This is a genomic window from Neisseria blantyrii (assembly GCF_962747855.1).
In the GTDB taxonomy this organism is placed as follows: Bacteria; Pseudomonadota; Gammaproteobacteria; order Burkholderiales; family Neisseriaceae; genus Neisseria; species Neisseria viridiae.
In genome coordinates this window covers 178,247-191,700 of the sequence record NZ_CAUIZY010000001.1, presented here as the reverse complement: position 1 = coordinate 191,700, position 13,454 = coordinate 178,247, and the positions used below count along the sequence as shown (strand labels likewise).

The 13,454-nt window shown below is 55.1% G+C and carries 11 protein-coding genes; 4 read left to right on the top strand and 7 right to left on the bottom strand.

Going from position 1 to position 13,454, the window contains the following annotated elements; translation table 11 throughout:
• Window positions 1-9: 9 nt before the first annotated feature.
• Window positions 10-726, bottom strand: coding sequence for an amino acid ABC transporter permease (locus tag Q9J80_RS01060; protein ID WP_192885359.1), 717 nt, complete (start codon window positions 724-726; stop codon window positions 10-12).
• Window positions 716-1,543 (bottom strand): amino acid ABC transporter substrate-binding protein, encoded by an 828-nt coding sequence (locus tag Q9J80_RS01055; protein WP_304672654.1) that lies wholly within the window; start codon window positions 1,541-1,543, stop codon window positions 716-718. Before Q9J80_RS01055 ends, Q9J80_RS01060 begins: the two co-directional genes overlap by 11 nt.
• Before the next feature lie 269 nt (window positions 1,544-1,812).
• Between Q9J80_RS01055 and Q9J80_RS01050 the strand changes: the two genes are divergently transcribed.
• The 4 genes from Q9J80_RS01050 (at window position 1,813) to Q9J80_RS01035 (ending at window position 7,351) form a co-directional block, all read left to right on the top strand.
• A complete protein-coding gene (locus tag Q9J80_RS01050; RefSeq protein WP_304671443.1) occupies window positions 1,813-2,721 on the top strand; it encodes a Dyp-type peroxidase in 909 nt (302 codons plus the stop codon).
• A 78-nt stretch (window positions 2,722-2,799) separates the two neighbouring features.
• Window positions 2,800-6,414 (top strand): exodeoxyribonuclease V subunit beta, encoded by a 3,615-nt coding sequence (recB, locus tag Q9J80_RS01045; RefSeq protein WP_304671442.1) that lies wholly within the window; start codon window positions 2,800-2,802, stop codon window positions 6,412-6,414.
• Window positions 6,415-6,452: 38 nt separating this feature from the next.
• Window positions 6,453-6,812, top strand: coding sequence for a rhodanese-like domain-containing protein (locus Q9J80_RS01040; RefSeq protein WP_304671441.1), 360 nt, complete (start codon window positions 6,453-6,455; stop codon window positions 6,810-6,812).
• A 59-nt stretch (window positions 6,813-6,871) separates the two neighbouring features.
• Window positions 6,872-7,351, top strand: coding sequence for a DUF302 domain-containing protein (locus Q9J80_RS01035; RefSeq protein WP_304671440.1), 480 nt, complete (start codon window positions 6,872-6,874; stop codon window positions 7,349-7,351).
• A 275-nt stretch (window positions 7,352-7,626) separates the two neighbouring features.
• Here the strand turns inward: Q9J80_RS01035 and radA are convergent, their stop codons facing one another.
• The 5 genes from radA to Q9J80_RS01010 form a co-directional block, all read right to left on the bottom strand.
• On the bottom strand, window positions 7,627-9,006 hold the full coding sequence (gene radA, locus Q9J80_RS01030; RefSeq protein ID WP_304672657.1) for a DNA repair protein RadA: 1,380 nt from the start codon (window positions 9,004-9,006) through the stop codon (window positions 7,627-7,629).
• Window positions 9,007-9,194: 188 nt separating this feature from the next.
• Window positions 9,195-10,259, bottom strand: coding sequence for a uroporphyrinogen decarboxylase (gene hemE, locus Q9J80_RS01025; protein ID WP_304678505.1), 1,065 nt, complete (start codon window positions 10,257-10,259; stop codon window positions 9,195-9,197).
• A 153-nt stretch (window positions 10,260-10,412) separates the two neighbouring features.
• Window positions 10,413-10,853, bottom strand: coding sequence for a hypothetical protein (locus tag Q9J80_RS01020; RefSeq protein WP_002222725.1), 441 nt, complete (start codon window positions 10,851-10,853; stop codon window positions 10,413-10,415).
• A gap of 32 nt (window positions 10,854-10,885) precedes the next feature.
• Complete coding sequence (locus tag Q9J80_RS01015; RefSeq protein ID WP_301673585.1) at window positions 10,886-12,109, bottom strand: heme biosynthesis protein HemY; 1,224 nt, start codon at window positions 12,107-12,109, stop codon at window positions 10,886-10,888.
• Window positions 12,106-13,440, bottom strand: coding sequence for a uroporphyrinogen-III C-methyltransferase (locus tag Q9J80_RS01010; protein ID WP_304676161.1), 1,335 nt, complete (start codon window positions 13,438-13,440; stop codon window positions 12,106-12,108). The genes Q9J80_RS01015 and Q9J80_RS01010 overlap by 4 nt, the downstream gene beginning before the upstream one ends.
• Window positions 13,441-13,454 lie beyond the last annotated feature (14 nt).

Here is a 13,454-nt window from a genome sequence, read left to right as displayed (position 1 = left end):
GACAACTCCTTATTTGGCGACATAACGGTCGAAACGTTTTTCCAAACGCGCCTGAATCAGGAACAGCACTTTGCAGAAACACCAATAAACCAATGCGGCTTCGATATAAACCGGCAAAAAGTCGTAAGTGCGGTTTGCCGTCTCTTGGGCGACACGGAAAAGCTCCGTTACCGTTACCACTGCGGCGAGCGAGGTGTTTTTGAACAAGCCGATAAACTCGTTGCTCAAAGGCGGCACGGCAACGCGGAATGCCTGTGGCGCGACAATACGGCGGAAAGTCTGCATATAGGTCATGCCGATGGAGAAACCTGCTTCCCATTGGCCTTTCGGCACGGACAAAATCGCTGCGCGTATGGTTTCGGAAGCGTATGCGCCGACATTGAGCGAAAAGCCGATGATGGCGGCAGGAATCGGATCGATATAGATGCCGACGGATGGCAGTCCGTAAAACACAATCACAAGCTGAACCAACAGCGGCGTACCGCGAATGACGGAAATATAAAATTCCACCAATTTCAGCAGGATTTTCCGCACGATGCCGCCGGCGGGCATAATCCGCACCAAAGCCACGGCTACCGCAATCATCATACCGATAACGAAAGAAGCGATCGCTAAAGGCAAAGATACTGCGAAGCCGGCTTTGACCATAGGCCAAAACGCGCTGACAATCATATCGGCGCGTGTTTCCGTCATAAACGGCAGCGAAGCAAGGAAATTATTGAACACTGATGTCTTTTCCGAAGAATTGTTCGCCCAGTTTTTTCAACGTGCCGTCGGCTTTCAGCTCGTTGATTGCCGTACTGAATTTCGCCACGGCTTCGTCATTGCCCTTATTGACAATCAGGCCGGAACCGACTTTTTCATCCGCAGGCGCGGACCAAACAATTTTCACGCCGGCATTTGGGTTTTTCTTCAGGTAATCCAATACCGCCAATTCGTCGTTCAGGGTTGCATCGGCACGTTTTTGTTCAATCAGGGTCAGCGATTGCGCCAAACCATCAACAGCCACCAAATCTGCGCCTGCAGCTTTGGCTTTTTCGCCGTAGTTGCTGGTCAGGGATTGTGCAGTTTTCACGCCTTTGATGTCGGCTATGGATTTGATGTTGCTGTCTTTACGGGCAACCAAAACCGCACCGCTCCAGCTGTAAGGATCGGATTTGTCGAATGTCGCTTGGCGTTCGGGGCTGGTCAGACCGACTTGGTTGGCCACCACGTCGAAACGCCCCGCCTTCAAACCCGCCATCATCGAATCCCATTGCGTTTCTTTAAACTCGACTTTCACGCCCAGTTTTTCCGCCACGGCGCGGGTTACTTCCACATCGTAACCGGTCAGTTTGCCGTCCTTGTCGTGGTAGGTAAACGGTGCGTAAGTGCCTTCCGTGCCGACGGTAACCGTGCCTTTATTGTTGATGCGCTCGATTAAAGAACCGGAAACTGCCGATTGTGCAGGCGCGGAAGATGCTCCGCTGCCGCCTTCCGAACCGCCGCAGGCCGCCAAAACCAATGCGGCAATGCCGCCGAGTACGAATTTTTTCAACATCATCCTCTCCTGTAAAAAGTGTGCAAGTGCGGCATTCTAAGTGAAATTGCGGCAAACACAAAGAATACTTTTTTATATGGCTATTCCAAACCGGAATGGAAAAGATATGCCGAAGCCGCCGGAAGCGGGAATAAAGGCGACGGGCGGCACGAAACCAAAAAGCAGCATCAGGTACGCAAACGGCGGATTCACGCACGCTGTTCCGGCAAAAATCCGCCTGCCGATTCGGTGCTATAATCCACCCGAAACAGATGACACCAAAAAGGAACATCATGAACACACCCCAATCCGCCATCATTCCCGACCACGCCCAAGCCGGCATCTTTATCGAAGCCGACTTCGCCGCCAACCGCCTCAACGATATTAAAGCCGCCTGCCGCGCTTCGCTCGACGCGTTATCCGCCTTGAAAGCCCGCTTTCCGGACGATATTTTGGGTCTGACCATCGCCTTCGGCAGCGAAGCCTGGGCAACATTCGGACACACGGACGAAGGCAGTGAAATCAAACCCTTCCCCGAAATGGGTAACGGGCTTGCACCATCCACGCAGCACGATATGTACATCCACATCCAATCCTTCCGCCAAAACGCCGCCTACGCGCTTGCGCAATCCGTTTTGGGCGCATTCGGAGACAGCATATGCGTCGCCTCCGAAGAACACGGTTTGCGTCTGTATCAGGATCGCGGGCTGGACGGTTTCGTCGACGGCACGGAAAACCCGCAGGGCGATGAAAAAATCCGCGAAGTCGCCATCATCCCCGAAGGAAAACCCGATGCAGGCGGCAGCTATGTCCTGCTGCAAAAATACCTGCACGATTTGAAAAAATGGGATGCCGTCCCCGTCGCCGAACAGGAGGCCTCGGTCGGACGCAGCAAGGAAACCGACGACGAATTCAGCCGCGATGTCCGCCTGCCCGATTCGCACCTCGGCCGCGTCAACCTGAAAGAAAACGGCATTGGTCTGAAAATCGTCCGCCGCAGCCTGCCCTTCGGCAAAATCAGCGGCGAACACGGTTTGATGTTTACCGCATACTGCCGCACGCTGCACAATATCGAAGCGCAATTATTGAGTATGTTCGGCGATACGGACGGCAAAACCGACCTGCTGCTCCGGCATCTCTCCGCCGCCGTTTCGGGCGGATACTACTACGCGCCGTCTGTAGAACGCCTGCAAAACCTCTAAGCCGGACGATGCCGTCTGAAACCCTTTTTCAGACGGCATTTCCCGTTTTACCGTCCAACCGTTTCCCGAGCGCGCACTATGTCTGCAAGCATCCAAGCATTCGACCCGCTAACCGTCCCCATTTCCGGCACCAACCTGATTGAGGCCTCTGCCGGCACCGGCAAAACCTACGGCATTGCCGCCCTGTTTACACGTTTGATCGTATTAGAACAAAAAAGCGTCGAGCGCGTATTGGTCGTTACCTTCACCAAAGCCGCCACCGCCGAGCTGAAAACACGCCTGCGCGCGCGTTTGGACGATGTGTTACAAGTTTTAGAAAGCAAAGAAATTGCCAAACTTGGAGACGACACGCTTTCAGACGGCATTGCCGCCTATTGTGCGGAACACCACAAAGGCGACACCTTCCTGCCCGCACTCTTAAAACAGGCTTTGCAAAAAGAAAGCCGGACGCGTCTGATTGTCCGCCTCAAAGCCGCCATCGGGCAATTCGACAACGCCGCCATCTACACCATCCACGGATTCTGCCAGCGCATCCTGCGCGACTACGCGTTTTTGTGCCAAGCACCGTTCGATGTCGAACTGACCGAAGAAGACGGCGACCGCCTGCTTGTCCCGGCGCAAGATTTTTGGCGCGAACGCGTCAGCAACGACCCCCAGCTTGCCGCATTGGCGTTTAAACGCAAGGCTGTGCCGCAAACCGTCCTTGCCCAAATCCGCGCCTACCTGTCCCGCCCGTACCTGAGTTTCCGCCTTCCGCAGGCGGATTTGCCGCAAGCCCGGGACGCCGCTTTGGAAAGCTGGCAAAACATTTGCGGAAATCTGGCTGAATTAAAAGAAACGTTTTGGCGCATCCACCCCCTTTTAAACGGCAATTCGTATCGGAAAAACAGTTTTGCCGAACTGTTTGACGCGTTGGAACAAAAAGCCCTGTCGCCGGATTTGCCCTTTTTGGAGGCGAAGCTGCACGAACGGCTCTTGAAACTCTCGTCCGACAAACTCGAAGCCGGACTGAAAAAAGGCAAAACGCCCGATGCGGCAGTATTTGCCGAATTGCAGAAACTGGCAGACTTCGGGCGCGATTTGAACGCACTCGAAGAAGCGGAAGAAGCAACAATAATCCGGCTGCAACTGGATTTAATCGGATACCTCAACCGCAGCCTTGCCGAGATGAAAAAATCGCGCCGCGAACGCGGTTTCGACGACCTGCTGCTTGATGTCCACACCGCGCTGACCGACAATCCACACGCCGAAACCCTCGCCCGCGCCGTTGCCGAAAACTGGGAAACCGCGCTGATTGATGAATTCCAAGACACCGACCCGCTGCAATACGAAATCTTCCAAAAAATCTTCATCGCCCAAAACCGCCCACTGTTTCTGGTCGGCGATCCCAAACAGGCGATTTACAGCTTTCGCGGAGCGGACATTTACGCCTACCTTCAGGCGGCGGAAGACGCGCGGCACCGCTACACGCTCGCCACCAACTACCGCAGCCACGCCGCGCTTATCGGCAGCATAGGCGCGCTGTTCCGTCTCAAAGAACACCCGTTCGTTTTGGAAAACATCGGCTATTCGGAAGTCGGTGCGGCGCGTGCCGAAAGCAGGTTGTCCCCCGAACGTCCTGCCGTACAGGTTCGTTGGCTGCACGAAAACGACAATGAAAAAACCAACAAAGACGTTTTGCGCCGCCGTGCCGCCGACTATTGCGCCGACGAAATCGCCCACGCGCTCAACGAAGCCGCCGGAGGCCGTCTGAATTTCAAAGGCTGCCCGCTGCAGTCGGGCGATATTGCCGTGCTGGTCCGCACGCACAATGAAGCGGTGATGGTTTCCGCCGCCCTGAAAAAACGGCAGGTGCAAAGCGTCCTGCTTTCGCGCGAATCCGTGTTCACCTCGCCTGAAGCCGCCGCCCTATCCGCACTCATCGGCTTTTGGCTCGAACCGCGCCGCACCGGAACGCTGCGCTTTGTCCTGACAAGCAGCATATTCGGTTATGACGCGCAGCAATTGCACGACTTCAACCAAAACGAAAGCGAGATTTTGCATTGGGCGGAATCTGCCCGAACCGCACTCGACAACTGGAATCAATACGGCATTTTTGCCGCCATGCAGCAGTTTTCCCACGAACACGGCATCGAAACATGCCTTTTGAAGCGGCAGAACGAACGCAGCCTGACCAACTATTTCCAACTACTCGAACTGCTTGCTGCCGAAGACGCGCAAAACCGCAACCCCGCCGCCTTGCACAAGTGGCTGAGCGACCAAATCAGCCTTGCCGAAAACAACAGCAACGACAACCGCGCCATCCGTCTGGAAAGCGACGAAGATTTGGTCAAAATCGTTACCATGCACGCCTCGAAAGGTTTGCAGTATCCGCTGGTATACTGCCCGTTTGCGTGGGACGCGCAAGATACCGGGCCGTCCGACTGGCAAATCCTCCACCAAAGCGCAAACCGAACCGAACTGTTGGCAAAGGCCCAACTGTCGGAAGACGAACAGAAGCAACATGCCGACGAAGAAATGGCGGAACGCCTGCGCCTGCTTTATGTCGCGCTGACGCGTGCCGAGGAACAGCTCAACATCTACGCCGCCTATTCTTCCGATACCGCCGACAACCCCCTTGCCTACCTAATCGAAGGCTTGCCGCAAGACAACCGCGAAACCGTCCGCCGTGCCTATGCGTGTGAAAAAGACGGCATCGCGATGCTCAAACGCAACTGGCGGCGCGTGGCGGACAACGCCCCTTCCGGCACAAATTTCGCCTTCACAGAAGATGCGCCGCCTCCTGCCGTATATTGCGGCAATGCCGGTCAAACCGCCGAATTTGCCGCAAACAGCATCCCCGATCGCGGATTCCGCCTCATCCGGCACACCAGCTTTACCGCATTAAGCCGCCATACCCAAACGCTTGACGGCGGGGAAGAAGATGTGCAGCCTTCCCTAGACCCTGCAGAAACGGCAGAGTCAACCATGCCGTCTGAAACACCGTCGGATTCAGACGGCATGACGATACACAACTTTCCGAAAGGCACGCATGCCGGGCTGTGCCTGCACGAAATTCTGGAACACTTCCCATTCGACCGTCCTGCCGCCGGACAGGAAATACCCATTGCCGACACGCTGAAGAAATACGGGTTTGAAGAAACATGGCTGCCCGCCGTTGCCGAAATGGTGGAAGCCTGCCGGAAAACGCCGCTGACGGGAACATACAGCCTATCCGACATTCCGCCCGAGTACCGCTGCCCCGAAATGGGCTTTACGCTCTTTACCGAAGACTTCAGCCTCAAACGGCTGCGCGACTGGTTTGCCCGCGACGATATCCGATTGCCCGAAGTCTGCCGTGCCGCCGCCGAAACGCTAGACTTCCACACCGTCAACGGCTTTTTAAACGGCTTTGTCGATATGATCTGCCAAGACCCCGACGGCAATATCTGCGTCATCGACTACAAATCAAACCACCTCGGCACGGATGCATCCGCCTACACGCGGCAGGCGATGGACGAAGCCGTCGCGCACCACCACTATTACCTTCAGGCACTGATTTACGCCGTTGCCGCCATGCGCTACTTCAAACTGCGCGGACAACCGCCCGCCGCCGTTTCCGTCCGCTACCTGTTTTTGCGCGGATTGGATGGCAAAGGCGGCGGCGTTTGGCGTTGGGACATAGATGCCGCCGCTTTGGAACAGATAAAATAACTTCCCGTCCCTTAAGACGACAACCGCAGGAGAACCCTATGAATATCAAACACCTGATTACCGCCGCGCTCATTGCCTCAGCCGCCTTTGCCGCGCAGGCAGCCCCGCAAAAACCCGTATCCGCCGCCCAAACCGCACAACATGCAGCCGTTTGGATTGATGTCCGTTCCGAACAGGAATTTAGCGAAGGGCATTTGCACAACGCGATCAACATCCCCGTCGACCAAATCGTCCGCCGCATACACGAAGCCGCACCCGACAAAGACACGCCGGTCAACCTCTACTGCCGCAGCGGACGGCGTGCCGAAGCCGCCCTTCAAGAACTGAAAAAAGCAGGCTATACGAAGGTTGTCAATCACGGCGGTTATGAAGACCTGCTCAAAAAAGGGATGAAATAACACCATGCCGTCTGAAAGGCTTCCTTCTTTTCAGACGGCATTTATTTTGAAAGCACACAATGAAACGTATATTTTCCCTGACAGCCGCCGCCGTATTCGCCCTCTCAACCGCTTCGGCACACCCTGCCGGTGAACCGCAAACCCAAAACGAAACCGCCATGACCACGCATACCCTCACCTCAAAATACAGTTTTGACGAAACCGTCAGCCGCCTTGAAACCGCCATAAAAAGCAAAGGGATGAACATTTTTGCCGTCATCGACCATCAGGAAGCCGCCCGCCGAAACGGCTTAACGATGCAGCCGGCAAAAGTCATCATCTTCGGCACGCCCAAAGCCGGTACGCCGCTGATGGTCAAAGACCCCGCCTTTGCCCTGCAACTGCCACTGCGCGTCCTCGTTACCGAAACAGACGGCAAAGTACGCGCCGTCTATACCGATACGCACGCCCTGATTGCCGGCAGCCGCATCGGTTTTGACGAAGTGGCAAACACTTTGGCAAACGCTGAAAAACTGATACAAAAAACCGTAGGCGAATAAGCCCGTCGCCGGCATATGGCGGATGGAAATCAAATGCACACGCCCCTCATTCCCACGAAGTCGGGAATCCAATCGGTTGGATTGCCGTGATTTTCAATCATTGCCAAAACGGACGATTCCGGATTCCCGCCTTCGCGGGGATGACGGGCGTGTGTGTTTTTGCCATATCACAGGCAACTTTGCCGCAAATCTTATCTGTCGCCGGTATGCCTTCTTGTTTCAATCCGCCACAAACCAAATGCCGTCTGAAACCCGATTTCAGACGGCATTTCCGTTTATTCCCTGCTGTCGCGGCAAATATCGATGGCTTCCTGCAAACTCGAAACGCCATATATTTTCAGGTTCGGAAACTCTTTGACGTTGCGCGGCATATTGGCTTTGGGGACGATGGCGCGTTTGAAGCCGAGTTTTTCCGCTTCTTTGAGCCGCTCTTGTCCGCGTGCAACGGGGCGGACTTCGCCGCTCAAACCGATTTCGCCAAATGCGACCATTTTTTCGGGCAGCGGACGGTTGCGGAAGCTGGAAAGCATCGCGAGGATGACCGCCAAATCCGCCGCCGGTTCGCCGATTTTGACGCCGCCGACGGCATTGAGGAACACGTCTTGGTCGAAACAGGCGATGCCGCCGTGACGGTTGAGGACGGCAAGCAGCATGGCGAGGCGATTTTGTTCGAGACCGACGGTGAGGCGTTTGGGGGTGAAGCCGTGCGCGTCATCGACCAACGCCTGAATTTCGACCAAAAGCGGGCGGCTGCCTTCCTGCGTAACCAAAACACACGAACCGGGCGTATCGTCGCGGTAGCTGGCGAGGAAGATGGCGGACGGGTTGGACACGCCTTTCAAACCGTTTTCAGTCATGGCGAATACGCCCAGTTCGTTTGCCGCGCCGAAACGGTTTTTGATGGCGCGTATCATGCGGTAGTTGGAATGTTGGTCGCCCTCGAAATACAGCACGGTATCAACCATGTGCTCCAGTACGCGCGGGCCGGCAATCGCGCCGTCTTTGGTGACGTGTCCGACCAATATCATGGCGATACCCATTTGTTTTGCCATGCGCGTCAGTTGGGCGGCACACTCGCGCACCTGCGACACGGAGCCGGGGGCGGAAGTGATTTGGTCGGAATACATGGTTTGGATGGAGTCGATGACGACGACTTCGGGCTGATGCTGTTTCAAGGCCGTCTGAATGGCTTCCATGCGGATTTCGGCAAGCAGGTTCACGCCTTCGGTGGGCAGTTCCAAACGTTGCGCGCGCAGGGCGACTTGTTGGGCGGATTCTTCGCCGGAAACGTACAGCACTTTACGGCTTTGCGCCATTTTGGCGATGGTTTGCAACAGCAGCGTGGATTTGCCGATGCCGGGATCACCGCCGAGCAGGATGACCGCGCCATCGACCAAACCGCCGCCCAATACGCGGTCGAGTTCGCCCATGCCGGTCGGATTGCGCGGCACTTCGGTCGCGGTAACGGCGGAGAGGGATTGGACGGCCGAAGTATCCGCCGCCCAAGATTGGAAGCGGGCGTTTTTCGGCTCGGGCGCGGCCAGGCTTTCCTGAAGCGTGTTCCACTCGCCGCAATGCGGGCATTTGCCCTGCCATTTCGGGGAAGTGCCGCCGCATTCGGTGCATTGGTAAAGGGTTTTAAGCGTTTTTGCCATCGGTTTTCCCTGAATCTGAAAACAAAAATGCCGTCTGAACATAGGGACGGTTGGGATTGCGCCAATGCGGCAACACCGCCGCCGTCATGTACTATCCATACACGGCGGATATTGCCGCATTGCCTTATTTTTACCCTAACCGGCCATCTCTCGGCTTCAGACGGCATATCGGGCGGTTTCCTGCCGGCTTACCCGCCGTGATACTGCCGCGACAATTCGTGTACGGTATCGACCAAAATTTTGGCGTGTTCGGGGTCGGCGTGTTGGTTGATGCCGTGTCCGAGGTTGAAGACATGGCCGCTGCCGTGTCCGTAGTCGGCTAGGATGCGCGCGACTTCGGTACGGATGGATTCGGGCGTGCCGAAGAGGGCGAACGGGTCGAAGTTGCCTTGCAGGGCGACTTGGTTGCCGACGCGGCGGCGTGCTTCGCCGATGTTGCACGTCCAGTCCAAGCCCAATGCGTCTGCGCCGATTTCTGCCATGCTTTCCAGCCACAGCCCGCCGCCTTTGGCAAATACGATGACGGGAACGCGACGACCTTCACTTTCGCGTTTCAATCCGGCAACGATTTGGCGGATGTATTTGAGGCTGAATTCTTTAAACGCCGCATCGCTCAACACGCCGCCCCAAGTGTCGAAAATCTGCACCGCCTGCGCGCCCGCGTCGATTTGGGCGTTGAGGTAGGCGGTAACGGCTTGGGCGTTGGTGTCGAGGATTTTGTGCAGCAAATCGGGGCGCGAGTACATCATGGTTTTGATGGTGCGAAATTCCTTGCTGCTGCCGCCTTCAACCATGTAGCAGGCGAGCGTGAACGGGCTGCCGGAGAAGCCGATAAGCGGTACGCGTCCGTCCAGTGCTTTACGGATGGAAGTTACCGCGTCAAAGACGTATTGCAGTTTTTCCATATCGGGGACGTGCAATTTGGCGATGTCGGCTTCGTGTTGCAAGGCGCATTCGAATTTCGGGCCTTCGCCTTCGGCAAAATACAGTCCCAAGCCCATTGCGTCTGGGACGGTCAGGATGTCGGAGAACAAAATCGCCGCGTCCAAATCGAAGCGGTCTAAAGGTTGGATGGTAACTTCGGTCGCCAATTCGGTGTTTTTGCACAAATCGAGGAAGCTGCCCGCTTTCGCGCGTGTGGCTTTGTATTCGGGCAGATAACGCCCCGCCTGACGCATCATCCAAATCGGGGTGTATTCGACGGGCTGTTTGAGCAGGGCGCGGAGGAAAGTGTCGTTTTTTAAAGAGGTCATGTGGGGCTTTCGGTTTGTTTGTAAAACGGAGAAGGAAAACAGTTTTCAGGCAACCTTTGCGGCGGTTTCCGCAATGAAAGGTCGTCTGAAAGGGGGGGAGCGGACACATTTGCCTAGGTAATCATCAGTAGATGATTAAACGGCAGCAGGTTTTCAGGGGGTTTCAATGGTGCGTTTATCTTCGATATGGATAACTTTGGGTTCTTCAGCATCACAATCGCGATGAGAGCGCCCTTCGATACCGATTTTGAAATCTTCATCCAATCCTTCTTCTTTTAGGATTAGCGTAAAAATTTCGGGATGATGGCATGAAACGGCATATCCATCGCCACTATCTAAAGTGATAATGCCAAAATCTGCAGATGGTGTTCCTATTTGAACCTTGCCCCATTTGCTTAACATCTCTTTAGCTTGTTTCGCCAAATCTTTTTCCGGTTCAAGTAAAATGACGCAAGTCCCATTTTCAAAGAGCACCCAAGATTTTTCGTTTCCATTAATGCTCTTTTTCCAAACATCAATTAACTTTTGGCGATAAGCAGGCGTTCCAATTTCAAATATTTCTTTCTTTTCCTTAAAGGAATCTGAAGACCCCATCAAATTCTCCCAGATAAAGATATTTCCCAAAATCAGCTATGCTGCTCTAATGCTGCGTGGCGTTCGTCATCGGAGACGGCTTCCAAAACCAATTTGCGCTGTGCTTCGGCTTTTTGCGGCTGTTCGGTTTCGTCAAAGACTTTCGCCAACACCAGACGCGCCGAAACGCTCGGTTGCAGGGCGATACTGGCTTCCAAATAACCTTTCGCCTTGCCCCACAGCCGACGGCTGTAGGCGAGCCGGCCGAGATACATCAGCAGAAGCGCGTTGTCGGGCTGTTCTTTCAGCCAAGAATCGGCAAAATCGATGGCTTTCTGCTGTTCGCGCTCACCCAAAAAGCGCACGCTTTCGACAAAGGCTTCCAAAAGCTCGGGGCGGCGGTTGTGCGGATAATGCTGTTTGACCCATCTGACCGCTTCGGCATACAGTCCCAAACGTTCGTACTTTTCCGCAACCGATACGCTCAATTCCCCGTTTTTAAGGCTGTCGGGAATCCGCTTCAGGCAGGTTTTCAAAGCAGCGGCATCGGCAGCATCCGCCAGCTGGCGGCGGTATGCCCAATTTTGATACCGTTCCATTTCCGATTTGCCCAATGCGCCCGCCTTGGAAAGTTTTTCGGTTTTTGCCAGAACCTGCAACGCGTCGCCCCGATCGAAGGCGTAACGAAGTTGCAGACGCACGAGGCGCGTAAGGTTGGCATTCATCTTCGCCGCCGCATGAAGGTTGGCTTCCGCCGCTTCGTAATCGTGCCGGTTCAACGCCGATTCCGCCAGCAGCAGGTAGCGGGAAAGCTGCTGTTTTTCCGGCAGTTTGGCGATTTCCGCAAGATAACGGTCGCGCAGCTCGATGTTTTCCATCTGTCCGGCGGCGTGCGCGCCCAGCATCAATGCCAAAGTCCGGTTGTCTCCGGCCTCTTTGTTGCCCAACACACGCGAGGCTTCGAGTTCCGCCTTTTCAAAACGCCCTTCAAAATACGCCAAACCTGCCTTGTTCAAGGCAAGCGCGGCCTTGCGGCCTTTCCGCGCCGAACCCGAACGCCGCAGCTTTTCGGGGATATTGAGTACGCCGATGATGAATTTGAACAGGAAATACCAAGCCGCAACGGCAATCAGCAGCCCCAGCACAAAGGCGTGCAGGTTGATTCTGAGCATGGTCTGTCCGAGTACGATATACACGTCGCCGGTGTAAATACCTGAAGCAAGCGCCAGTCCGACGGCGGCGGCAAACAGGACGACAATCCAGACTACCGTTTTCATGCGCGTTCTCCTTTAGCGGACGGCGAACGCCCTGCCTTTTCCGGTACGGGCTGTTTTTTTGCAGGCTGTTCCGGTTTGCGTTCCGAAGGCAGGGACGGTGCTTCTATGGTCTTCACATCCGATGCGGCAGCCGGTTCGGAAGCTGTTTTTTCGTTTGCCGGTTCGGAAGCCGCCTGTTCCGCTTCTTGATTTTCCGCCGCCATCATGCGCGTACCGTCGCGATAGGCGCGGACGGCATTTAGGCTGTTTTTCAAACCGTCATCCGCCGTCATGCGCACATCCAACGCCTTCAATTCCGCCAGTTCTTTCAGCCACGACTGCGTGGCGGGCGACTTGGCATCGAAATACTGTCTGACGGCGGCTTCGGCATTGTTCAAATCGCCTTGATAAACTTCGCTGTTGCGCTGCATCAATGCGGTGCGCGCATCCAAAAGGCGGAGGCGCAGGTTTTCACGCACAAAATAGACCTGTTCGGGAGAAATCAGCATGGCATCGTTGTTTTCCAAACGGCGGATTTCGACCAGCCCTTTCAATGTGCCGAGGGATTTTTCCCATACGTTCTGCCACCATGAAGCGGAAACGGCTTCGTTCTTCACCTGTACGCCCGGTTTCAGCACACCGTCGAGCATCAGCGGCAGTCCGGATACGGCGGTTTCCAGCCTGTCGAGGCGCAATGCCGTACCGGAAATATCGACATAGGGACGGTTTTTCAGTTCCGCCAAATCGCTGCTGACCGCCTGTTTGATCGGCAGAAGCTCTGCCTGATCGAAACGGGACAGGCGGCTGTCGATATGCTCCAACACGCCGACTGCCGTTTGGATATTGCTGGTCAGCACCAACTGTTGCGCCGCCAGATTGAGTATGGTCTCGGTTTCGTCCACCAGCCAATCGGCACGCCCTTTGGTCAGCTCGCGATAGGCTTTTTGCGTCATCAGAATCTGTTCGCCGTTGGCTTTGACACCGCTGTCCAAACGGTCGAGTTCGGACTGTATGGCACTTTGGCGGTTGAGGTTGTCTTTGAGCAGGGCGGCGTTTTCCGACTCGCCCAAGGCGGCTTTGTCGATTTTTTGGTTGAATGCCAGCTCTTGGTTTTTCAAGACATTCTGTCCTTGGACAAACAAAAAACCACTTGCGCCCAAACCCAATGCCGCCAATACCAAGGCGCAGGTTGCCAAAGCGTTGCTGCCGGACTGTTTGACGATAAAAGGAGCGGCAGGAATGTGTACTTCTGTTTCGTTTTCTTTGCGTGGGGAAGAGGTTTCAGACGGCATTTCTTTTGATGCCTGTATCTCGCGTACGGATTCGGATGATTTGTTTTCAGGTTCGCCCACCGTTTTGCTCCTTA

Excerpts from the sequence above, each read along its gene's own strand:
- Q9J80_RS01055 (WP_304672654.1), bottom strand. The coding sequence starts at position 1,543 with ATGATGTTGAAAAAATTCGTACTCGGCGGCATTGCCGCATTGGTTTTG.
- Q9J80_RS01050 (WP_304671443.1), top strand. The coding sequence starts at position 1,813 with ATGAACACACCCCAATCCGCCATCATTCCCGACCACGCCCAAGCCGGC.
- recB (WP_304671442.1), top strand. The coding sequence starts at position 2,800 with ATGTCTGCAAGCATCCAAGCATTCGACCCGCTAACCGTCCCCATTTCC.
- Q9J80_RS01040 (WP_304671441.1), top strand. The coding sequence starts at position 6,453 with ATGAATATCAAACACCTGATTACCGCCGCGCTCATTGCCTCAGCCGCC.
- Q9J80_RS01035 (WP_304671440.1), top strand. The coding sequence starts at position 6,872 with ATGAAACGTATATTTTCCCTGACAGCCGCCGCCGTATTCGCCCTCTCA.
- radA (WP_304672657.1), bottom strand. The coding sequence starts at position 9,006 with ATGGCAAAAACGCTTAAAACCCTTTACCAATGCACCGAATGCGGCGGC.
- hemE (WP_304678505.1), bottom strand. The coding sequence starts at position 10,259 with ATGACCTCTTTAAAAAACGACACTTTCCTCCGCGCCCTGCTCAAACAG.
- Q9J80_RS01020 (WP_002222725.1), bottom strand. The coding sequence starts at position 10,853 with ATGGGGTCTTCAGATTCCTTTAAGGAAAAGAAAGAAATATTTGAAATT.
- Q9J80_RS01015 (WP_301673585.1), bottom strand. The coding sequence starts at position 12,109 with ATGAAAACGGTAGTCTGGATTGTCGTCCTGTTTGCCGCCGCCGTCGGA.